The sequence below is a fragment of the Salmonella sp. 2018103 genome (assembly GCF_026247685.1).
Lineage (GTDB): Bacteria > Pseudomonadota > Gammaproteobacteria > Enterobacterales > Enterobacteriaceae > Salmonella > Salmonella enterica.
Genome location: NZ_CP111029.1, coordinates 3,890,718 through 3,910,512 on the forward strand (window position 1 = coordinate 3,890,718; position 19,795 = coordinate 3,910,512).

At 53.1% G+C, this 19,795-nt stretch carries 18 protein-coding genes and 1 pseudogene; 10 read left to right on the plus strand and 9 right to left on the minus strand.

The window, feature by feature from the left end; genetic code table 11:
* The first annotated feature begins 22 nt into the window (after window positions 1-22).
* Both OLG56_RS18820 and opgB read left to right on the plus strand, forming a co-directional pair.
* Window positions 23-514, plus strand: coding sequence for a YjjA family protein (locus OLG56_RS18820; protein WP_001090316.1), 492 nt, complete (start codon window positions 23-25; stop codon window positions 512-514).
* A gap of 282 nt (window positions 515-796) precedes the next feature.
* On the plus strand, window positions 797-3,088 hold the full coding sequence (gene opgB, locus OLG56_RS18825; protein ID WP_061377135.1) for a phosphatidylglycerol--membrane-oligosaccharide glycerophosphotransferase: 2,292 nt from the start codon (window positions 797-799) through the stop codon (window positions 3,086-3,088).
* Window positions 3,089-3,221: 133 nt separating this feature from the next.
* Here the strand turns inward: opgB and OLG56_RS18830 are convergent, their stop codons facing one another.
* The 7 genes from OLG56_RS18830 to OLG56_RS18860 all read right to left on the minus strand — a co-directional run bounded on the left by OLG56_RS18830 (window position 3,222) and on the right by OLG56_RS18860 (window position 10,720).
* Window positions 3,222-4,232: an SIS domain-containing protein gene (locus OLG56_RS18830; RefSeq protein WP_061377136.1), complete on the minus strand. Its 1,011-nt coding sequence runs from the start codon at window positions 4,230-4,232 to the stop codon at window positions 3,222-3,224.
* Between the two features lie 17 nt (window positions 4,233-4,249).
* Window positions 4,250-5,311, minus strand: a complete 1,062-nt coding sequence (locus OLG56_RS18835) for an SIS domain-containing protein (RefSeq protein ID WP_079900346.1) — start codon at window positions 5,309-5,311, stop codon at window positions 4,250-4,252.
* 12 nt (window positions 5,312-5,323) lie between these two features.
* Window positions 5,324-6,172: a PTS system mannose/fructose/sorbose family transporter subunit IID gene (locus OLG56_RS18840; RefSeq protein WP_000178065.1), complete on the minus strand. Its 849-nt coding sequence runs from the start codon at window positions 6,170-6,172 to the stop codon at window positions 5,324-5,326.
* A complete protein-coding gene (locus tag OLG56_RS18845) occupies window positions 6,150-6,929 on the minus strand; it encodes a PTS mannose/fructose/sorbose/N-acetylgalactosamine transporter subunit IIC (RefSeq protein ID WP_000228866.1) in 780 nt (259 codons plus the stop codon). The genes OLG56_RS18840 and OLG56_RS18845 overlap by 23 nt, the downstream gene beginning before the upstream one ends.
* Window positions 6,930-6,954: 25 nt before the next feature.
* On the minus strand, window positions 6,955-7,416 hold the full coding sequence (locus OLG56_RS18850; protein ID WP_000634729.1) for a PTS sugar transporter subunit IIB: 462 nt from the start codon (window positions 7,414-7,416) through the stop codon (window positions 6,955-6,957).
* Window positions 7,417-7,430: 14 nt separating this feature from the next.
* Window positions 7,431-7,853 carry a PTS sugar transporter subunit IIA gene (locus OLG56_RS18855; protein ID WP_000820690.1) on the minus strand — a complete coding sequence of 141 codons (423 nt, stop codon included), beginning with the start codon at window positions 7,851-7,853 and terminating at the stop codon, window positions 7,431-7,433.
* A gap of 101 nt (window positions 7,854-7,954) precedes the next feature.
* Window positions 7,955-10,720 carry a sigma-54-dependent transcriptional regulator gene (locus tag OLG56_RS18860; protein WP_058215105.1) on the minus strand — a complete coding sequence of 922 codons (2,766 nt, stop codon included), beginning with the start codon at window positions 10,718-10,720 and terminating at the stop codon, window positions 7,955-7,957.
* Between the two features lie 136 nt (window positions 10,721-10,856).
* Here OLG56_RS18860 and OLG56_RS18865 point away from each other — a divergent pair.
* A pseudogene (locus OLG56_RS18865) lies at window positions 10,857-10,931 on the plus strand (GNAT family N-acetyltransferase); the annotation flags it as partial.
* A 111-nt stretch (window positions 10,932-11,042) separates the two neighbouring features.
* On the opposite strand, the gene tsr reads toward OLG56_RS18865, so the two are convergent.
* Window positions 11,043-12,704 carry a methyl-accepting chemotaxis protein gene (gene tsr / locus OLG56_RS18870; protein ID WP_000919521.1) on the minus strand — a complete coding sequence of 554 codons (1,662 nt, stop codon included), beginning with the start codon at window positions 12,702-12,704 and terminating at the stop codon, window positions 11,043-11,045.
* Between the two features lie 366 nt (window positions 12,705-13,070).
* Here tsr and btsT point away from each other — a divergent pair, with 366 nt between their 5' ends.
* The 6 genes from btsT to OLG56_RS18900 all read left to right on the plus strand — a co-directional run bounded on the left by btsT (window position 13,071) and on the right by OLG56_RS18900 (window position 19,358).
* Window positions 13,071-15,221 (plus strand): pyruvate/proton symporter BtsT, encoded by a 2,151-nt coding sequence (gene btsT / locus OLG56_RS18875; protein ID WP_000379929.1) that lies wholly within the window; start codon window positions 13,071-13,073, stop codon window positions 15,219-15,221.
* 94 nt (window positions 15,222-15,315) lie between these two features.
* The gene (locus OLG56_RS18880; protein ID WP_061377138.1) at window positions 15,316-15,519 is read left to right on the plus strand and encodes a YbdD/YjiX family protein; all 204 of its coding nucleotides are present in this window, start codon (window positions 15,316-15,318) and stop codon (window positions 15,517-15,519) included.
* 10 nt (window positions 15,520-15,529) lie between these two features.
* Complete coding sequence (gene yjiA, locus OLG56_RS18885; RefSeq protein WP_000187838.1) at window positions 15,530-16,486, plus strand: GTPase; 957 nt, start codon at window positions 15,530-15,532, stop codon at window positions 16,484-16,486.
* A gap of 36 nt (window positions 16,487-16,522) precedes the next feature.
* On the plus strand, window positions 16,523-17,338 hold the full coding sequence (locus tag OLG56_RS18890; RefSeq protein ID WP_001128427.1) for an AraC family transcriptional regulator: 816 nt from the start codon (window positions 16,523-16,525) through the stop codon (window positions 17,336-17,338).
* A 47-nt stretch (window positions 17,339-17,385) separates the two neighbouring features.
* Window positions 17,386-18,027 (plus strand): LysE family translocator, encoded by a 642-nt coding sequence (locus OLG56_RS18895; protein ID WP_000438685.1) that lies wholly within the window; start codon window positions 17,386-17,388, stop codon window positions 18,025-18,027.
* Between the two features lie 410 nt (window positions 18,028-18,437).
* Window positions 18,438-19,358 (plus strand): DUF5655 domain-containing protein, encoded by a 921-nt coding sequence (locus OLG56_RS18900; RefSeq protein ID WP_061377139.1) that lies wholly within the window; start codon window positions 18,438-18,440, stop codon window positions 19,356-19,358.
* A gap of 76 nt (window positions 19,359-19,434) precedes the next feature.
* On the opposite strand, the gene yjiS is transcribed toward OLG56_RS18900, so the two are convergent.
* Complete coding sequence (yjiS, locus tag OLG56_RS18905) at window positions 19,435-19,599, minus strand: DUF1127 domain-containing protein YjiS (protein ID WP_020898337.1); 165 nt, start codon at window positions 19,597-19,599, stop codon at window positions 19,435-19,437.
* Between yjiS and OLG56_RS18910 the strand changes: the two genes are divergently transcribed.
* Window positions 19,566-19,709, plus strand: a complete 144-nt coding sequence (locus OLG56_RS18910) for a hypothetical protein (RefSeq protein WP_001647387.1) — start codon at window positions 19,566-19,568, stop codon at window positions 19,707-19,709. The two genes, yjiS and OLG56_RS18910, sit on opposite strands and share 34 nt — an antisense overlap.
* Window positions 19,710-19,795 lie beyond the last annotated feature (86 nt).

Here is a 19,795-nt window from a genome sequence, read left to right on the forward strand (position 1 = left end):
TGGCATAACACAGGTGATTACCATGAATACAGCGAAACATGTTCTGTGCTGCGCGGCGGTCGCCTGCGTACTGATTTCCACCAGCGGTATCGCCGCCTCCTGGCAGGATTCGCTTTCCAGCGCCGCCAGTCAGTTAAGCGCTCAGGGCGCGAACGCACAGCAGGGCGGGATGTCGCTTTCGGCGCTAACCGGTCTGCTCAGCAACGGCGCCCAGTCGCTCAGCGCTGATAATATGAATAATGCCGCCGGAATTTTGCAGTACTGCGCCAAACAGAAGCTGGCGTCCGCTACCAACGTGGAAAACGTTAAAAATCAGATTCTGAACAAGTTGGGGTTGGATACTACACAGCAGGAGCAGGACACTAACTACCTGAACGGCCTGCAAGGGTTGCTCAAGACGAAGGACGGCCAGCAGTTGAACCTCAATAATATCGGCAGTACGCCGCTGGCGGAAAAGGTGAAAACCAAAGCTTGCGATCTGGTGTTGCAGCAAGGGCTGAATTTCCTTTCCTGACTGCGTTTTTCTGACCGTGCGCCACGCTGGGACGTCCTGATAAAAGCCGTGTTTTGGCCCTTTACCCGCCAGCACGGCATTAACCCGACTTTTCCTTTCGTCTTTTCCTGTTATTAACCGCTATGTCAGGAAGTGATGCCGATCAAAAAAACAACTTTCTAAACTCATTCTAAATAATAGCGCCGTGTAAAGTCATTAGAATTGCAGCAATGTGACATCGCTATTACATTGTTAGAAATTTTTTCCTGCCAGCGATAAGCCTGGTTTATTGAGGATCGTCAGTTGTCCGAGTTGCTCTCTGTCGCTCTGTTTCTCGCCTCTGTGCTGATATATGCCTGGAAGGCGGGCCGTAACACCTGGTGGTTTGCCGCCACTCTCACGGTGCTGGGACTTTTTGTCATTCTGAATATTACCCTGTATGCCAGCGACTATTTTACCGGCGACGGGATCAACGACGCAGTGCTTTATACGCTCACGAATAGTCTGACGGGAGCGGGAGTCGGCAAATATATTCTGCCGGGAATCGGCATTGCCCTGGCGTTAGTGGCGGTATTCGGCGCGCTGGGATGGGTACTACGCCGCCGCCGTCACCATCCGCATCATGTCGGTTACAGCCTGCTGGCGTTACTGCTGGCGTTGGGTTCGGTCGACGCCAGTCCGGCGTTTCGCCAGATTACCGAACTGGTAAAATCACAAATGCGCGATGGCGATCCGGATTTTGCCGTTTATTATAAAGAACCAGCAAAAACCATTCCTCATCCGAAGCTCAATCTGGTCTATATCTACGGCGAGAGCCTGGAACGGACCTATTTTGATAATGACGCTTTCCCCAATCTCACGCCAGAGTTGGGCGCGCTTAAAAATGAAGGGCTGGATTTCAGCCATACCATGCAACTGCCGGGAACGGATTACACCATCGCCGGGATGGTGGCTTCCCAGTGCGGTATTCCGCTGTTTGCGCCGTTTGAGGGCAATGCCTCAGCGTCGGTTTCCAGCTTCTTCCCGCAGAATATCTGCCTCGGCGATATTCTGAAAAACTCCGGCTACCAGAACTATTTCGTGCAGGGCGCTAACCTGCGTTTTGCCGGGAAAGACGTGTTCCTGAAATCACACGGATTTGATCATCTGTACGGCGCTGAAGAGCTGAAAACGGTGGTGGCAGACCCGTCTTATCGTAACGACTGGGGCTTCTACGACGATACGGTGCTTGATGAGGCATGGAAGAAATTTGAAGCGCTTTCCCGCTCAGGCCAGCGTTTTTCGCTGTTTACGCTGACCGTAGATACTCACCACCCGGACGGGTTTATCTCACGCACCTGCAACCGCAAACGCTACGATTACGACGGCAAGCCCAACCAGTCCTTTAGCGCCGTAAGTTGCAGCCAGGAAAACATCGCCGAGTTTATCAACAAAATCAAAGCGTCACCGTGGTTTAAAGATACCGTTATCGTCGTCTCTTCCGACCATCTGGCGATGAACAATACCGCCTGGAAATACCTGAATAAGCAAGATCGCAACAATCTGTTTTTCATTCTGCGCGGCGATAAACCACAGCAGGAGACGCTGGCGGTCAAACGCAACACGATGGACAACGGCGCAACGGTGCTGGATATTCTCGGCGGCGATAATTTTATCGGTCTGGGACGTAGCAGCCTTTCCGGGCAGTCGCTGTCGGAAGTGTTCCTGAATGTAAAAGAGAAAGTGCTGGCGATGAAGCCGGATATCATTCGCCTGTGGAATTTCCCGAAAGAGATAAAAGATTTTACCGTCGATCGGGACAAAAACATGATCGCGTTTTCCGGGAGCCACTTCCGCCTGCCGTTACTACTGCGCGTATCGGATAAGCGCGTCGAGCCGTTACCGGAAAGTGAATACTCCGCTCCGCTACGGTTCCAGTTGGCCGACTTCGCCCCGCGCGATAATTTCGTTTGGATCGATCGCTGCTACAAAATGGCGCAGCTATGGGCGCCGGCGCTGGCGCTCTCCACCGACTGGTGCGTCTCGCAGGGGCAGCTTGGCGGGCAGCAAACCGTACAGCATGTCGATAAAGCGCAGTGGCAGGGTAAGACTGCGTTTAAAGACACGATGATCGATATGGAACGCTACAAAGGCAACGTCGATACCTTAAAGATTGTCGATAACGATATTCGTTATAAAGCTGATAGCTTTATCTTTAATGTCGCGGGCGCGCCGGAGGAGGTGAAGCAGTTTAGCGGCATTTCCCGGCCGGAGTCCTGGGGGCGCTGGTCAAATGCGCAGTTGGGCGATGAGGTTAAAATCGAATATAAAGCGCCGCTGCCGAAAAAGTTTGATCTGGTGATCACCGCCAAAGCCTTCGGCGACAACGCGAATCGGCCGATTCCGGTACGCGTCGGCGATACGCAACAGACGCTGGTATTAGGGCACACGGTCTCGACCACCACCCTGCATTTCGACAACCCGAACGCCGCCAGCACGCTGGTCATTGTGCCGCCGCACCCGGTGTCGACCAACGAGGGCAATATTCTCGGCCACGCTCCGCGCCAGTTGGGGATTGGCATGGTGGAGATCAAAGTGGTGAATGTTGAGGGTTAAAAGAGAATGTCGTATATGCCGGGTGGCGGCTGCGCCTTACCCGGCCTACACATCATCTTTATCAATAAATTGGCGCGTAGGCCTGATAAGCGAAGCGCCATCAGGCACTGTATATGCTACACGCCCCTTTCTGTTAATAATCGAACTGACGGTAGTAACGACGAATATCCAGACTGTGGCCGGTATATTTCTCAAAGTGCGCCGCCAGTCGGTCAACTAACAATGTCGAAACAACACACGGCGCCATGATCCAGCGGAACTCATCATCAATACCGTCCAGCGCATACGCTTTCGGATCAATCACCACCAGGTTATCGGTAATCTGACTGGCGAAGCGCTCAACGCGTTCATCCAGCGCGCGGCATTTCCCTTCCCCTTTCACCAGAATGAGCGGCACCTCTTTTTCCAGCAGCTCCAGAGCGCCGTGGAAAAATTCCGCAGAGCTGACGGGGCGCGTGCGCTTCCACTGCATCTCTTCCAGGATACACATGGAGAACAGATAGACCTCGCCCCACATCTCCGCGCCGCCGACCCACATCATATAATCGCTGTTATGATAACGGCTGGCGATAGCATCAGCCTGCGGATCAAATTTTTGTTTCGCTTTCAGCAGATTCGCCGGCAGAATTTCCAGTTGGCTGGCGAAGCGATCGTAACTGGCGAATTCGTTATTGCGCGACAGCACGCGGAAAAACAGCCAGTACAGCAGCATATATTCATATTCCACGCCATTTTTGTGACGCATCGGAATATGCCATGTCGCCGCCTGCGCCAGCGGAGAGTCCGCATTTTTGGTAATAGCGACTACGCGTATTCCCTGCGCTTTACACCACTCGGCGATCGCCACCGATTCTTTGGTATCACCGGATTTAGACAGCGTAATAACCACAGAGTCTTTATTCAGCCGCTTATTTCCTTTATGAATTAATTCTGCCGCCTGCTCAACATAAACCGGCAACGTTGTTAATTCTTTGGCAAATTCATTAATTGCCATCATTGGCGCCAGTGAACCGCCAACAGAGGCGAAAAATAAAGAACTGAACCCGTCCTGATAAATCTCGTCAGCAACCTGTTCTGCCTTCTGGCGCGCAGCGATGATCTCACGAGCACTCGTCAGGTACTCGTCCTGATTAAAACCCAACATATTTTTCTCCTGATTGTTCAGATTTTACTTTTTAAAACGCGATCGAAATCGTCAAAAATGCGTACCGAAAGGTCGATGCCTTTCAGTGAGGCGATATGAAACGCCATGAGTTGTACCGGCACAATCAACAGCAATGGCGAGAAATGGTGATCAACCGCCACATCCAGCGCAAGCGTCTGGTCATCCTGTGCCGCCTTCGCCAGCGTGAGAGTAAAGGTTTTGGCGACCGCAGGCGTCATATACTCCCGTAGCGCCCTGGAGCGCGCGTCGGGCCGGTCCTCAAAGAAGAACATCACATGTTCCGCATTGGCTTCCAGATACGGGCCGTGCATATAGGCTTCCAGCTCAAACCCGCTTGAGGGAACACGCACCGTCTCGGTAAATTTAGTTTCCAACTCTTTTGCCACCCCAACCAGCGCGCCGTAGCCTATCGCCACAAAACGCGTCCCGTTTCGTAAAACGGACTGGTGCTGGTGAATAAACGCTTCCGTACGCACGATAACCAACGGCAGGGTTGCCGCGATGCGTTGAAGCTGCGCCACATACTCCTCGACCTGCGATTCCGTCAGTCGCTGCTGCTGACGGGCAATTAACAACGCGATAAGCAACAGATTCAGTACCGTCGCGCTAAATCCACGGGTAACAAAGCCGACGGACTCAATCCCGGTCAGAATATCCAGTGGATAATCGCTGGCCTTGCCAAGAGGGCTTTGCGGATCGGCGGTCAGAGCGAATACCGGACGTCCCTGCGCCTGAACTTTACGCATCGCCTCCAGGGTAGAAGCGCTTTTCCCGCTCTGGGAAATAGCAATAACCATATCGGCTTGCGGATCGCTATTCTCATACTGACTAAAGGTGTACGGCTCTTTAATATCGATAGAGATACCGCAGCGCTCAAAGAAATAACGGGCGCAAAAGGCGGCATTCAATGACGATCCGGTGGCTAATATCAGGATTCGTCGTAACGTTTTTTGGCTGGCGAACCGCGATACTTCTTCCTGCGACTGGCGATGGCGGAAAATAATATTCGCCAGGACGTCAGACTCTTCGTTAATATAGGTCAGCATGGTTGGTGACATTGTGTATCCCTCTTAAAATAACCCTATCCAGGAACCGAAAATTCCCACCAGCGCAATACCGCCAATGATGGTTAACGGTTTCACTTTTTTCCCTAACAGCCAGTACACAATGGCGAAGCTAATTAACGGCAGCAGACAAGGCATGATGTCGTTAATAATGTCCTGAACATGGGTTTTCGCCTCTCCCGTACCAAACGTAATGGGAATGGTGATATCAATCATGGAGGCCGTCATCGCGCCAACCACCATCAGACCGATAATCGAGGCGCCATAGGTTAGGCTTTCCATCATTCCGCTTTGCTGAATACGTTGCAGTACGCCGGTTCCCAGCACATAGCCCCAGCGGGTAAAGAACCATCGGGCCAGAATATGCGGTACGTTAAACACCAGCAGAAATAAAATCGGCCCCAGAATATTGCCTTTCAGCGCCAGACTGGTACCGATGCCAGTGGCGATAAGACGCAATGTTCCCCAGAAAAAAGAGTCGCCAATACCCGCCAGCGGCCCCATTAACGACGCTTTGACGTTATCGATAGAACTGGCGTCCATCTCTTTTTGCTGGCTATTTTTCTCCTCCATCGCCACGGTAATACCGAGGATCAACGTCACAATGTGCGGCGTGGTATTAAAGAAAGCCAGATGGCGTTTTAGCGCTTCGGCAAGATCTTCTTTTCGGCTATACAGTTTCTTTAATACCGGAATGAGCGTATAGACGAACGCCAGGTTCATTTGCCGTTCATAGTTCCAGGAAAACTCCATCTGGAATGACCGCCAGAAGACGCGGCGTAAATCACGCGCGGTGACCAGACCAGTGGTTTCCGCCTGCTGGCGGTCTTTATCAGAAATCATCTTCATCGTCATGAGACGCTCCTTGCGCAGGTGCCGGTTGCGAGGCCGCAAATTTCGGCATATTGACCATCACGACGGCGACGATCGCGCCAAGAATCGCAATCCCCGTCACCGGAATTTTTAAATATGCCATTAAGACAAAACCGAGGAAAAAATAGGGGGCGACCTTTTTATTAATTAATAAGCGCGCCAGCATGGCAAAACCCAGCGCGGGAATAATACCGGTGGCAACGCTTAATCCATGTTTAATAAACTCTGGAATGGCATCCAGAAAACCTTTAACCATATTCACGCCCGCTAAATAAGAGACCGTGACGATAATCCCCAACGTCAGCGACAGCCCAATGCCGGAGATTAAATGCATACGCTCAATGCCCCGGGTATCCCCTACCTCAGCGTAAGCATCGGCTTTATGACAGAGCAACGGAATAAACATTCCGTTATAGATATTTTTCACAATTAACGCCAGTGTCGCGATAGGCAAACCTAATAACAGCGCGGTTTCCGCCCCGGCGCCGGAATTAATCGCAAAGGCCACACCTAAAATACCGCCAGTGACCACATCCGGCGGCAGCGACGCGCCCACCGAAAAGGAACCGATAAACGCCAACTCCAGCGTCGCGCCCATCACAATTCCGGTTTCCATGTCGCCCAGCACCAGTCCGGTTAACAGTCCGGTCACGATAGGTCTGGAAATCAGCGACGTCCCTAATGCATATTCAGACTGGGCGATAAACGCCACCAGTCCAAGTAAAAGCGCCTCTACCATAATATGTCCTCAGGAGGGTATCCGCTCAGGCAAAAAGTTGTTTACGATCGTTAGGCACCAGCCGAATTTCTATCTCTACTCCGCCAGCCGCCAGCTCCCGAAGTTGAGTCATTTCATCCGCTAACAGATTGATGGCTTTAGCAATATTCTGACTCCCTTCACGCACCTTCGTGCCGCCTAAATTAATACTTTTAATGTCGGGTAATTCGCGCGCCAGCCGGTACGCATCCGCCACGGATTCAACAACAATAAAAAGTTTATATTTATCGGTAACGCCGCTTTTTATCGCTTCAATTGAATCGGCAATATTTTTAATAACCAGCTTCACCGCGGGCGGCTTCGCCATTTTAATGGTGGTTTTACGCAGGTCATCATTAGGTACGCTGTCGTTGGCAATTAAAATACAGTCGGCGCCAACGTACTGCGTCCAGGAAAAGGCGACCTGTCCATGTAATAAACGATGATCCACCCGTAAAAAAACAATCATGACGCTTCCTCCCCTTAAAAATCTTTATCGCTTTGCATGGCGCTGGTGATAGTTTGATTGCAGTACTGAATATTTTCTTTTGAATCCGCTAACGCCGTCATTATGGTATGCGTGGTATTGCCATCGTTTTCCGACATAAAGAGATCGATAACCAGCGGCAGGTTAATCCCTGCCAGCAGATGAAAATTTTCCCGTGATAAATAACGGACAAATTCATTATTCACGCTGCCGGCAAAAATATCGGTCAGCGCAATAATTTCATCTTCCGGCGGGATCCGGGCAATTAGCATATCTACCTGCTGGCTTAAATCCACGCTCTCTTCAACGTAAGCGCACAGCGTCCAGACATTTGACCGTTTGCCTAAAATCAGCTCCACGGAGTTTAAAACCCCGCTGGCCAGCGTGCCGTGGCTGGCGAAAATATAATGTCTCTTCATCCTGACCTCTAAAACACATTCCACTGTGATAAAAGAGAGCAAGCGGCGTGCCAGAAAAAGTGGCGCGCCGAAAAAAGATGCGGGTTAACAGAGAGGAATCGTTAAAACTGTTGATCTTGCTCGATAAGTTCTGTTTCGAAGGTCAGGATATTATGGATATAGCCAAGCTCGGCGGTGGGGATTTTGACACTGTAGTTACTCTCAATGACACTAAACGCTTCCTGTAGCCGATTCAGTTCCTGTTCCGGACACTGTTGTCCACTATAAGCAGTAATGCCCGCATGACGGATCAGACGCTCAATCAGGCAACTAATATGCACATAGAGCGCCACCTTTCTTTCATTCGAGACGGTAACGCCCGCCAGATGCTCATAGCGCAGCAGAAACTGCTCAACGTGGTTGATGACTTTGCTGGTGTCGAGGATGGTGACGGATTCGATCACTCGTCGGAGCGAGAAGTTTTTCAGCAGCAGGTTATTGATCTCCGCCACCTGCTCCGGCGTGGTCAGCGAACCAAACAGCCGCATCAGATAGTGATTCCCCTCGCCGGAGATCAGCGAGTCGAGCGAAATCCACGGCACGCTGGCGATGTGCGGGTCCAACGTGCCGACTATCGCCAGTACGTCGTAGCGCATAAATACCGGCTCCTGGGTTTTATTGCTCGCCAGCATCGCATAATCGCAGGCGACGACGTCAATCTCCAGCGCCTGCGGAATACTGGCGCTCAGTAATGCGCAAAGATTAGTCGCCACACCGATACCGGTCGCGCAGGTAGTCAGTATGGCGCGCGGTTTGTTGCTTTTCGGCCAGTAGAGCTGATACTCGACCGGCACATCCCGGGCGATATCGCGGGCGATCTCTTCAATAAAATGCCCCTGTAAAATACGCTCCCCGACATACAGGGCCATGCTGGTCGATACGTTGTTGATAATCGTCACCGGCGTGGAAAGCGCGCGATCAAAATGACGATGAATGGCCTTGAGCGATCCCATATCCACCAGAATCATCAGGCCAGAGGCGAGCGGGTGCCCTTCCAGATAGCGCATCACCTGCTGCGCTATCGCCTCCGGCGTGACGTCCAACGGCATATCGAACGATTCAAAAATCGTATTTTTCAGTAACCGGTTGGCGACGTTGGCGATACTGCTGGCGGTGGCATAGCCGTGCGCCAGAATCACCGCATGCGTCACCTGTTTTTGGTTGTTAGCCCCCTGTTTATGCAGCCAAAGCGCCAGCAGCAGCATATCAATGCGTCTCGGCTCCAGATCCAGCTTCTGGCCCAGCGTCTCCAGAATTTGTAAACAGAAGCTGTACAGCAGCGGATATTTCTGGGCGAGGAAGGCGTCCAGTTGGCGGATCTGCTCGCTGTTGAGACGAGAAGGCGCCAGTGCGGTACGATGGATTAAATAGTGGCTAAGCGCGTAAATACAGTTGCCGTTAAGCTGCATATTGAAGCGCTTCTCCAGACGATAAAACTCTTCCCGCACCTGGCTTGTAATTAACAGCAACCGCTGGGAGTGCACATTATCGTCGCCGGTAAAAATCAGACGATCGAAGAGAGCTTCAATTTCATCGCCCATTCTTTTTTGTACCGTCTCCCACCCCTCTTTCCCGCTACGTACCAGCTCGTACAGCGCCAGCACATGACACTGCGTATCATGGATCATGCCCTGCATCTCGTCGCGTGCGCGCAGCAGCCAGGTCAGGTTCGTGTCGGGCGAGATGCTCACCGGCGTGTCGTCCGCCAGCGATTCATTTAGTGACGGCAATGCCGACAGCATGGCATCCGGCAGATCGTGCAGCGACACGGTAACGGTTTCCTGCCCAGGCTTTTTCGCCCATGCCGTAGCCACCGCATACTTCACCACATTTTTCAGCTCGCCGACGTTGCCGCGATAAACATACTGATTGAGGATCTGCAACAAACGCGGTTTGAGGATAAGCGTGGCCGAGAGTTTTTTCGCCTCCGTCCAGAAAAACAGTAAGATCAGCGCCTCTTTTTCCTGGCGGCTGCGGTGCTGGAGATCCGGCAGGTTGACCTGAATCGGGATGCGCCGCAAAAATGTCGTCAGAAAGGTACTGTGTATCTCTTCGGTCGTCGCAAATACCAAACGTACCGAAACCGGATGCCCCTGCGCGGTGTCGCCTACCCGATAAATTTCACCACGATCGAGCCAGGTAAAGAGCTTCTCCTGCCCTTCGGCGCTCAGCCGGTGGACTTCATCCAGAAATAACATGCCGCCGTCAGCCGCCTCGAACGCGCCCGGTCTGTCGCTCTGCGCGCCGGTAAACGCGCCCTTCACATAGCCAAAAAGATTCGCCGCCAGCAGTTCGGGATTGCTCGCATACTGGGCGCAATTAAAACTGATAAATGGCGCATCCGGCGACAGAAGCGCCTGGGCGATGGCATATTCGTGCATGAGCTGCGCCAGATAACTTTTCCCGGTGCCGCTTTCGCCGGTCATCAGTAGCGGCAGTCCGCCGTCGGGATAAAAAAGCGCGGTTTTCAGTTGCTCAATCGGGCGCTTCAGGCTTTCGTTATGGCCAATCAATAGGGAAAAGTGATCGTCCGGCGCGCACTCCTGTTCCCCGTGCGCTAACAGCTCCGCGACGCTGGCGTATTCATTACGCGAAAGGGTAAAAAACTGTTGGCTAAATGCCTGCTTATGCAGGAAATAGACGGGACGGGTATTGATTTTGCAGAGCACGCCCTGCGCCACCAGTTGGTTCAGATAATGGCTGGCGGTATTGCGCTGCATATTAAAACGCTGCGCCAGATAGCGCGCGGTAAACACCTCACTGACATTTTCCGGATCAAAAAAATCCGTTTGGTTCATCAGGAAAGCAAGCAGGGCATCTTTGCGCATCGTATCCTCTCACGATTATCACATCAGCAATTATGATGCCGCGAAACAAGGCTCTCCTGTCGTGCAATCTCTTGCTTTATTCATTTTTTGTGGATCACCGCACACCTTCACTCAACGTTGGATTAGCGCGCGATATCAGAAAAGAGAGGAGGAAGCGGCGCACGGCCTGGCGTATAAATCACGCTGCGCCATGCGCCTGATGCTGGTTTAAAATCGGCCTGTGCGGACTGCCAGGCCTGATAAGCGAAGCGCCATCAGGCAAAAGTGTGAACATCTCATCCGGCCTACGGTCATCTGTAGGCCGACTGTTCACCATACGCCCTTAAAACGTTTCCCAATTATCGCTGCCATCGGCCACAGCGGCCTTTGGTGACGACACGGCTGCCGGGGTTTTTACCGCTGCCACTTCACGCGCACGCTGCTGTTGCTGTTGAATACGGAACACCGCGACGGCCTGGGTCAGACGGCTGGCTTGCTCTTCCAGCGCCGCAGCCGCGGCGGCGGACTCTTCCACCAGCGAGGCGTTCTGCTGCGTTACGCGATCCATCTCCGCTACCGCCAGGCCCACCTGGTCGATACCACGGCTTTGCTCGTCGGACGCCGAGGCAATCTCGCCCATGATATCGGTCACGCGGGTAACTGCATTGACGATCTCATCCATGGTTTCACCGGCGCTTTCGACCAGCGTCGACCCCACATCAACACGGCTCACGGAATCCTCAATCAGACTCTTGATCTCCCGTGCCGCCTGCGCGCTACGCTGGGCCAGATTACGGACTTCACCGGCCACCACCGCGAACCCGCGTCCCTGCTCGCCTGCGCGCGCCGCTTCTACCGCCGCATTCAGCGCCAGGATATTGGTCTGGAAAGCAATACCGTCGATTACGCTGATAATATCGGCGATTTTCTGCGAACTGGAGGCGATATCGCGCATTGTTTGTACGACGTTATCCACCACTTTGCCGCCTTTTTGCGCTGTTTCAGAGGCGCTCAATGCCAGGTGACTGGCCTGACGGGCGTTTTCGGCGTTCTGTTTCACGGTCGCGGTCAGTTGTTCCATACTGGCGGCGGTCTCTTCCAGAGACGCTGCCTGCTGCTCAGTACGGGAAGAGAGATCGTTGTTGCCCATCGCAATCTCGCTGGCGCCACTGTAAATGGCGTTGGCGCCATTGCGCACATCGCCCACGGTACGCACCAGTTCGCTCTGCATATGACGTAAGTTGTCCGCCAGTTGCCCCATTTCGTTAGAGCCTTCCACATCAATACGTTTCACCAGATCGCCGCTGGCGATATGACGAATGCTTTCAATCAGACGATTCATCGGGGCGATAAGCGACAGTTTGATGCCGAACCAGACGGCGATAATGACCACCAGAACGGCAATCAGCACACTGACCAGTACCCACATCGCCTGGTTGTAGGAACTGTTGTTATCCTCAACAGCAATATCGTACAGACGATCGTTTTGCTGCATATAGGCCATGTACTGCTTCTCAAAAGCGTCCTGATAGCTTTGAGTCGGTTGATCAAAAAACTCGTTAATCTTACCCGCGCCAAGAAGCTGAATAAGCTCCGCCAACGCGCCGTGGTAGATATCATAGGTTCGTTTGATCTCAAGGAAAGCCGCTTCACTCTGACGTGGATCGCGCGGTAACGACTCATACTGCGCCCAGTTTTTTTCGGTGAGCTTCAGCGCATTGGTCGCCCCCTGCATCAGTTCAGCGACAGTTGCGCCGCTGCCAATATTGCTCTGGTCCATCATCCAGCGGATACCCGCGCGATTCAGGGTATTACGCGTTTGCAACAGCTCCACCCAGGTTGAATTCAGGGCAGACTGCTGCTGACGAATGGTTTGCAATACGGTGAAGTTTTCTTTGTCATTCTTCAGCGAGTTGAAGAACAGCCCGCCGGATGTCAGTTGTAAAAGGCCAAATAGCGCCAATACCAGCAGTAAGCTGGTAACAATTTTAATTCGCTTTAACATGTTTTCTCTTTCCGCTAGACAGATACAGAATTTTCGGCCTGGAAAGGGAAAACTTTATGGGATACGCGCCATTAATATCACGATTAGCTCAGTGAAGTCGTTATGACGCCCCGCGCAACAAGGATCGTCCCATTTTATATCGTGATCTCAATCACATAAAATAGCCCACGCCCTCCTCCGCGAAACCGCTTACCGGTACGTCCGACCGCTTAAACCGCCATACAACCACTCACTGATTTACCTAACTTTACGCGCGCGATGATCTGGCAAGATCCTCTCAGCATAGCAGTCAATCTACCTCCTCAAACACGAACTCAATGTCCACCCAGCTTCGGCTGATAATTAAACTTACAACCAGGTTTTACTATGGATACGAAAAAGATATTCAAGCACATACCCTGGGTGATTCTCGGAATCATCGGTGCTTTCTGCCTCTCGGTCGTTGCCCTACGTCGGGGTGAACACGTGAGCGCCCTGTGGATCGTGGTCGCTTCCGTTTCCGTCTATCTGGTGGCTTACCGCTACTACAGCCTGTACATCGCCCAGAAGGTCATGAAACTCGACCCGACGCGCGCGACGCCGGCGGTTATCAATAACGACGGCCTGAACTACGTGCCGACTAACCGCTACGTGCTGTTTGGTCACCACTTCGCCGCCATCGCCGGCGCAGGTCCGCTGGTCGGGCCGGTATTGGCCGCGCAGATGGGCTATCTGCCGGGGACACTGTGGCTGCTGGCGGGCGTAGTGCTCGCGGGCGCAGTGCAGGACTTTATGGTGCTGTTCATCTCTTCCCGCCGTAACGGCGCCTCTCTTGGCGAGATGATCAAAGAAGAGATGGGTACCGTTCCAGGCACCATCGCGCTGTTCGGCTGCTTCTTAATCATGATCATCATCCTCGCGGTGCTGGCATTAATCGTGGTTAAAGCGCTGGCCGAAAGCCCGTGGGGCGTCTTCACCGTCTGCTCAACGGTGCCGATTGCGCTGTTTATGGGCATCTACATGCGCTTCCTGCGTCCGGGACGCGTAGGCGAAGTCTCCGTTATTGGTATCGTGCTGCTGGTGGCGTCTATTTACTTCGGCGGCGTGATTGCCCACGACCCTTACTGGGGTCCGGCGCTGACCTTTAAAGACACCACCATTACCTTCGCGCTGATCGGCTACGCCTTTGTTTCCGCGCTGCTGCCGGTATGGCTGATCCTTGCCCCGCGCGACTATCTCGCTACCTTCCTGAAAATCGGCGTGATCGTCGGTCTGGCGCTGGGGATTGTGATCCTCAACCCGGAACTGAAAATGCCGGCATTGACGCAGTATGTCGACGGTACCGGCCCGCTGTGGAAAGGCGCCCTGTTCCCGTTCCTGTTCATCACCATCGCCTGTGGCGCCGTCTCTGGCTTCCACGCGCTCATCTCTTCCGGCACCACGCCGAAACTGCTGGCCTGTGAGACCGATGCGCGTTTTATCGGTTACGGCGCGATGCTGATGGAGTCCTTTGTTGCGGTGATGGCGCTGGTGGCGGCCTCAATCATTGAACCGGGTCTCTACTTCGCGATGAACACCCCGCCGGCAGGTCTGGGCATTACCATGCCAAACCTGCACGAGATGGGCGGCGAGAACGCGCCGCTGATTATGGCGCAGTTGAAAGACGTTACCGCACATGCAGCGGCGACCGTCAGCTCCTGGGGCTTTGTGATTTCCCCGGAACAAATCCTGCAAACGGCGAAAGATATCGGTGAACCGTCAGTATTGAACCGCGCAGGCGGCGCGCCAACGCTGGCAGTAGGTATCGCGCATGTGTTCCACAAAGTCCTGCCGATGGCGGATATGGGCTTCTGGTATCACTTCGGTATTCTGTTCGAAGCGCTGTTCATCCTGACCGCACTGGATGCGGGTACCCGTTCCGGCCGCTTTATGTTGCAGGATTTGCTGGGTAACTTCGTCCCGTTCCTGAAAAAAACCGATTCTCTGGTCGCGGGTATCATCGGTACCGCAGGCTGCGTCGGTTTGTGGGGCTATCTGCTGTATCAGGGCGTGGTCGACCCGCTGGGCGGCGTGAAGAGCCTGTGGCCGCTGTTCGGTATCTCTAACCAGATGCTGGCCGCCGTGGCGCTGGTGTTGAGCACCGTGGTACTGATCAAAATGCAGCGCACCAAATACATCTGGGTGACGGTAATCCCGGCGGTATGGCTGCTGATCTGCACCACCTGGGCACTGGGCCTGAAACTGTTCAGCGCCAACCCACAGATGGAAGGTTTCTTCTACATGGCAAACCTGTATAAAGAGAAGATTGCCAACGGCACCAACCTGACCGAGCAGCAGATTGCCAACATGAACCATATCGTGGTGAACAACTACACTAACGCTGGTTTGAGTATTCTGTTCCTGGTGGTGGTGTACAGTATTATCTTCTACGGTTTCACCACCTGGATGAAGGTACGCAACAGCGATAAACGTACCGACAAAGAAACCCCGTATGTGCCCGTGCCGGAAGGCGGCGTGAAGATCTCTTCACACCACTAAAACTGATGCCGGGTAGCGCACAGCGACCCCGGCTAGTGTAGGCCGGATAAGGCGCAAGCCGCCATCCGGCTTTATTCATTAACAGGACGGCAGAATGTTTGATACTTTAGGTCAGGCAAAAAAATATCTCGGCCAGGCGGCAAAAATGTTGATTGGTATTCCGGACTACGACAACTATGTCAAGCACATGAAAACCAACCATCCCGACAAGCCGTACATGACCTATGAAGAGTTCTTCCGCGAACGTCAGCAAGCACGTTACGGCGGCGATGGCAAAGGCGGTATGCGCTGTTGTTAATGGAGAGACTATGACCCCGATTGCAGTTACCCTACTTACCGGTTTTCTTGGTGCCGGCAAAACCACCCTACTACGCCATATCCTCAACGAACAACATGGTTTTAAAATCGCCGTTATCGAAAACGAATTTGGCGAAGTCTCCGTTGACGATCAACTGATTGGCGATCGCGCCACACAGATCAAAACCCTGACTAACGGCTGCATCTGCTGTACCCGCTCCAACGAGTTGGAAGATGCGCTATTAGACCTGCTCGACAGCCGCGACCGCGGCGATATTGCTTTCGACCGCCTGGTAATTGAATGCACCGGCATGGCTGACCCCGGCCCGATTATTCAGACCTTTTTCTCCCATGACGTATTATGCGAACGCTACCTGTTAGACGGCGTGATTGCGCTGGTCGACGCGGTGCACGCTAACGAGCAGATGAACCAGTTCACCATCGCCCAGTCGCAGATAGGCTACGCCGACCGTATCCTGCTGACCAAAACCGACGTGGCAGGCGACAGCGAGAAACTGCGCGAGCGGCTGGCGCGTATCAACGCCCGCGCCCCGGTTTACACCGTGGTACATGGCGATATTGACCTGAGCCAGTTGTTTAATACCAGCGGCTTTATGCTGGAAGAGAACGTGCTGGCAAGCCAACCACGTTTCCACTTTATTGCCGATAAACAGAACGATGTGTCGTCAATTGTAGTGGAACTGGATTACCCGGTGGATATCAGCGAGGTTTCGCGGGTGATGGAAAACCTGCTGCTGGAATCAGCGGATAAACTGCTGCGTTACAAAGGGATGCTGTGGATCGACGGCGAACCCAATCGCCTGCTGTTCCAGGGCGTGCAGCGCCTCTACAGCGCCGACTGGGACAGACCGTGGGGCGACGAAACGCCGCACAGCACGCTGGTATTTATCGGGATCCAGTTGCCGGAAGACGAGATCAGAGCGGCATTTGCGGGGTTAAGGAAGTAAACGGGCGCAGAAAAGCCGGGCCGCACAGGAGATTGTATGCCCCTTATCCGAGATATTCACCAACGCTTCTGGCGTCTGCCACAACTGCCGTGGCTGGAGCTACGTACCACCAGTGAAAGCCGTCAGGCCTATAAGCGCCACAGCCACCCGCAACTGTCGCTGGGCGCAATCATCGCCGGAGAAACCCGCTGCATCAGTAACGGACAAGAGTATCTGTTACGCCCCGGCGAGCTGATCCTGATCCCCCCGCAATCTCCACACAGTTGTAACCCGCTCCACGAGCGACCACGCAGCTATCATATGCTGTATCTCGATGCGGACTGGTGCCTGACGCAGCTCCCCCATTTGCCGGCGAATAGCCGCCTGCATACCACGCAGCCACAGTTGCAGGACCCGCAGCTTTTCCAGCTTTATCAGCAAATTGTGACGTCTATTACTCAGCAACAAACCGCCGGACTTCCGGCGCTTATTATCCACCTGTTGCGCGCCCTGCCGCTACAAAGCGCCGACGCCGAACCGCCATGCGCCATCAGCCGCCAGTTGGTTGCCCGCTTAGTCAGCAACCTTCAGGAACCGCCGACGCTGGACACACTGGCGCAGGAGTTTGCGCTCCGTAAGGAGACTCTGATTCGCACTTTTAAGCAGGATACAGGCCTGACTCCTGTCAGCTTTACCAATATGGCCCGCATTGAATATGCCCGGCACCGATTGCGCGCCGGGGACGATATTGCCGATGTTGCCTATCAGACCGGTTTCGCCGATCAAAGTCATTTCCACAAAACCTTCGTCAGCTACACGGCGGCAACGCCGCGTCAGTACGCGCAGAACAGATCAATATCCGACAATAAATAGCGCATCCGCAGGTATAGGCTGACCTCAGTATCATCACTGAGGTTACTATGGAACAGGTTACAACGTTATTTCCTCCGGCGTTTCCCGCACTGGCGCTGGCGCATTTTATGGCGCTGCTCAGCCCGGGTCCGGACTTCTTTTTGCTGGTCGGTTACGCCGTACGCTATCGGCTGCGCGGTAGCGTCGGGCTGTGCCTCGGCATTGCGGCGGGAAATGGGCTCTATATTCTGCTGGTGGTGATTGGGTCAGGGCTACTACGTCAGACGCCGCTGCTCTTTACCATCATCGAACTATTGGGTGCCGCCTACCTGCTATGGGTGGGCCGTCAACTGTTGAAAAGCCGCGCCGGGCCGCTGGAGTGGCGGTACGCCGCATCGGCATGTCCATCACTGGCAAAACAACTATTACTGGGGCTAGGTTCATCGCTGTTGAATCCGAAAAATGCTCTGTTTTATCTGGCGCTAATGACCGCCCTGCTGGGCCCAAACGTGACCGTTACACAGCAGGCCATATGTGGAATCTGGATGACCAGCGTAGTGTTACTCTGGGATCTGCTGCTGATAACGCTTATCGCCCTGCCGCAAATTCAAGGTCGTCTGGGTAATCTTGTCTGGAAAATTGAACGCGCCGCCGGCGGCATTCTGATCGCCTTTGGCTGCTGGATTGTGTGGCAGTTCATTACAAGTTAAATCAATGAGGGGCAGCTTTATACGGTGGTCAACGTTGCCCGGGCAGATGAATAGGGTCTGCATCATTCGAACCCTTTCCTTCTTATAATGCCGACGCCGCCATAAATTAACCTGCCCCCAGAAACCAATAAAGCGACTAAATAGCCGCTTTATTCTCATCACCAAATATAATATCACCTCTCATCCAGCGGCTTATTTTCATTGATTTTCAGCTGGACTTTCCTTCTGTAAGATGCGCAAACTGCTGTAACAGCGTCGGATGGCGCTAACGCTTATCCGACCTACGGCCCGCTGCCCGGTAACCACCTGCTGTCGGGCTTATAACATATCTCACCTCCAAAAGCCCGATTTCCGCTTTTATCTCTTTTCACATAACGTATGATAGTGCGCAGAAAATTCAGGAGGGATCCATGAGCGATATCCAGCTTTTCCGCCTCGGTGGCGGGAAAGTACAAGAACTGCCGGGCAAAGCCGCAGCCATTGAAAAAGATCTGCAAATGCTGATCGAATCCCATATGGAAACATTCCTTGGCGTCCGCTTTCTCGAGACCGAATACCGCACGGGTAAAACCCATCGTGGGCGAATTGATTCCCTCGGCCTCGACGAAAATAACTGCCCGGTGATTATTGAATATAAACGCCACAGCAATGAAAACGTCATTAACCAGGGGCTGTTTTATCTCGACTGGCTGCTCGATCATAAAGCGGAATTTCAGTTGCTGGTGATGGAGAAAATAAGTAAAACCGCGGCCAAAGCCATTGACTGGTCCGGCACACGGTTAATCTGTATTGCCGCCGATTTTAATAAATACGACGAACATGCCGTTCAGCAAATCAACCGCAATATCAACCTGATTCGCTACAAGCTTTTTGCCGACGACCTGTTAATGCTGGAACTGGTTAACGCCGTGGTCGAAAATAGCCCTCAGCACATCATCGCGAACGGTTCCGTCAGCAGCGGTAAACGCCATACCCGCACGCAGCGCGAACAGCTCTCTTCGGCCTCTCCCGCGCTGCTTTCATTATATGAACAGCTAAAAAGCTATGTGCTCTCACTCAGTGATGAGGTTCAGTTTAAAGAGCTTAAGCTCTATGACGCCTTCCACCTCATTCGTAACTTTCTGTGCGTGGCCGTTTATCCCGTGACCGACCCACACCTACGCCTGTGGCTGAAAATCAATCCACAGCATATCCAGCTTGAAGAAGGATTTAGCCGGGACGTCACGCATATTGGCCACTGGGGAACCGGCGACGTCGAATTGATTGTGCGTGACGAACACGATCTGGATAAAGCCAAACTGCTGATCGAGAAAGCCTGGCAGGAAAATTAGCGTTCCAGGATACCCGCCTACTGGAGAGGTTAAGATAAGATTATCCAGCCTTTCCAGTTTTACTGACTCTTATCTGTTATTCCACATCCTTCCTTTCCAACCCGATATCCCTTAACTGCTCGTCACTCATTCGCCGCAGCGCCTGACAGGCCCGCTTACGCAGCCACCACCTTTTTAGCGCCCGTCTGAGCTGCACAAAGCCAACGAATGGTTGTCTGGGGCGGTTCTCGTAAAATTCCATACCGACCTCCGCATAGAACAGAAAATGCGGGCATCATGAATGTCTGTACAAACAATACCGGGATAAAAAGCACGGTTAGTACAACGTGGATAAATAAGGAGGGCAATTGAGGGGGTTTTGTTCGCTTATTTCGTTCTGATTTAAGATCCGCGTCCTTCGCTGCAAAAAAGCCAGGCCCCTCCCGTTTTCAGAGGGG

What these genes read in the sequence shown, in the direction of transcription:
- OLG56_RS18860 (WP_058215105.1), bottom strand. Translation starts at nt 10,720, where the DNA reads ATGCGCAAAGATGCCCTGCTTGCTTTCCTGATGAACCAAACGGATTTT.
- yjiA (WP_000187838.1), top strand. Translation starts at nt 15,530, where the DNA reads ATGACCCCGATTGCAGTTACCCTACTTACCGGTTTTCTTGGTGCCGGC.
- OLG56_RS18820 (WP_001090316.1), top strand. Translation starts at nt 23, where the DNA reads ATGAATACAGCGAAACATGTTCTGTGCTGCGCGGCGGTCGCCTGCGTA.
- OLG56_RS18890 (WP_001128427.1), top strand. Translation starts at nt 16,523, where the DNA reads ATGCCCCTTATCCGAGATATTCACCAACGCTTCTGGCGTCTGCCACAA.
- btsT (WP_000379929.1), top strand. Translation starts at nt 13,071, where the DNA reads ATGGATACGAAAAAGATATTCAAGCACATACCCTGGGTGATTCTCGGA.
- yjiS (WP_020898337.1), bottom strand. Translation starts at nt 19,599, where the DNA reads ATGGAATTTTACGAGAACCGCCCCAGACAACCATTCGTTGGCTTTGTG.
- OLG56_RS18830 (WP_061377136.1), bottom strand. Translation starts at nt 4,232, where the DNA reads ATGTTGGGTTTTAATCAGGACGAGTACCTGACGAGTGCTCGTGAGATC.
- OLG56_RS18850 (WP_000634729.1), bottom strand. Translation starts at nt 7,416, where the DNA reads ATGATTGTTTTTTTACGGGTGGATCATCGTTTATTACATGGACAGGTC.
- OLG56_RS18840 (WP_000178065.1), bottom strand. Translation starts at nt 6,172, where the DNA reads ATGACGATGAAGATGATTTCTGATAAAGACCGCCAGCAGGCGGAAACC.
- OLG56_RS18900 (WP_061377139.1), top strand. Translation starts at nt 18,438, where the DNA reads ATGAGCGATATCCAGCTTTTCCGCCTCGGTGGCGGGAAAGTACAAGAA.
- OLG56_RS18835 (WP_079900346.1), bottom strand. Translation starts at nt 5,311, where the DNA reads ATGTCACCAACCATGCTGACCTATATTAACGAAGAGTCTGACGTCCTG.
- OLG56_RS18855 (WP_000820690.1), bottom strand. Translation starts at nt 7,853, where the DNA reads ATGAAGAGACATTATATTTTCGCCAGCCACGGCACGCTGGCCAGCGGG.
- OLG56_RS18895 (WP_000438685.1), top strand. Translation starts at nt 17,386, where the DNA reads ATGGAACAGGTTACAACGTTATTTCCTCCGGCGTTTCCCGCACTGGCG.
- tsr (WP_000919521.1), bottom strand. Translation starts at nt 12,704, where the DNA reads ATGTTAAAGCGAATTAAAATTGTTACCAGCTTACTGCTGGTATTGGCG.
- OLG56_RS18910 (WP_001647387.1), top strand. Translation starts at nt 19,566, where the DNA reads ATGGTTGTCTGGGGCGGTTCTCGTAAAATTCCATACCGACCTCCGCAT.
- OLG56_RS18880 (WP_061377138.1), top strand. Translation starts at nt 15,316, where the DNA reads ATGTTTGATACTTTAGGTCAGGCAAAAAAATATCTCGGCCAGGCGGCA.
- OLG56_RS18845 (WP_000228866.1), bottom strand. Translation starts at nt 6,929, where the DNA reads ATGGTAGAGGCGCTTTTACTTGGACTGGTGGCGTTTATCGCCCAGTCT.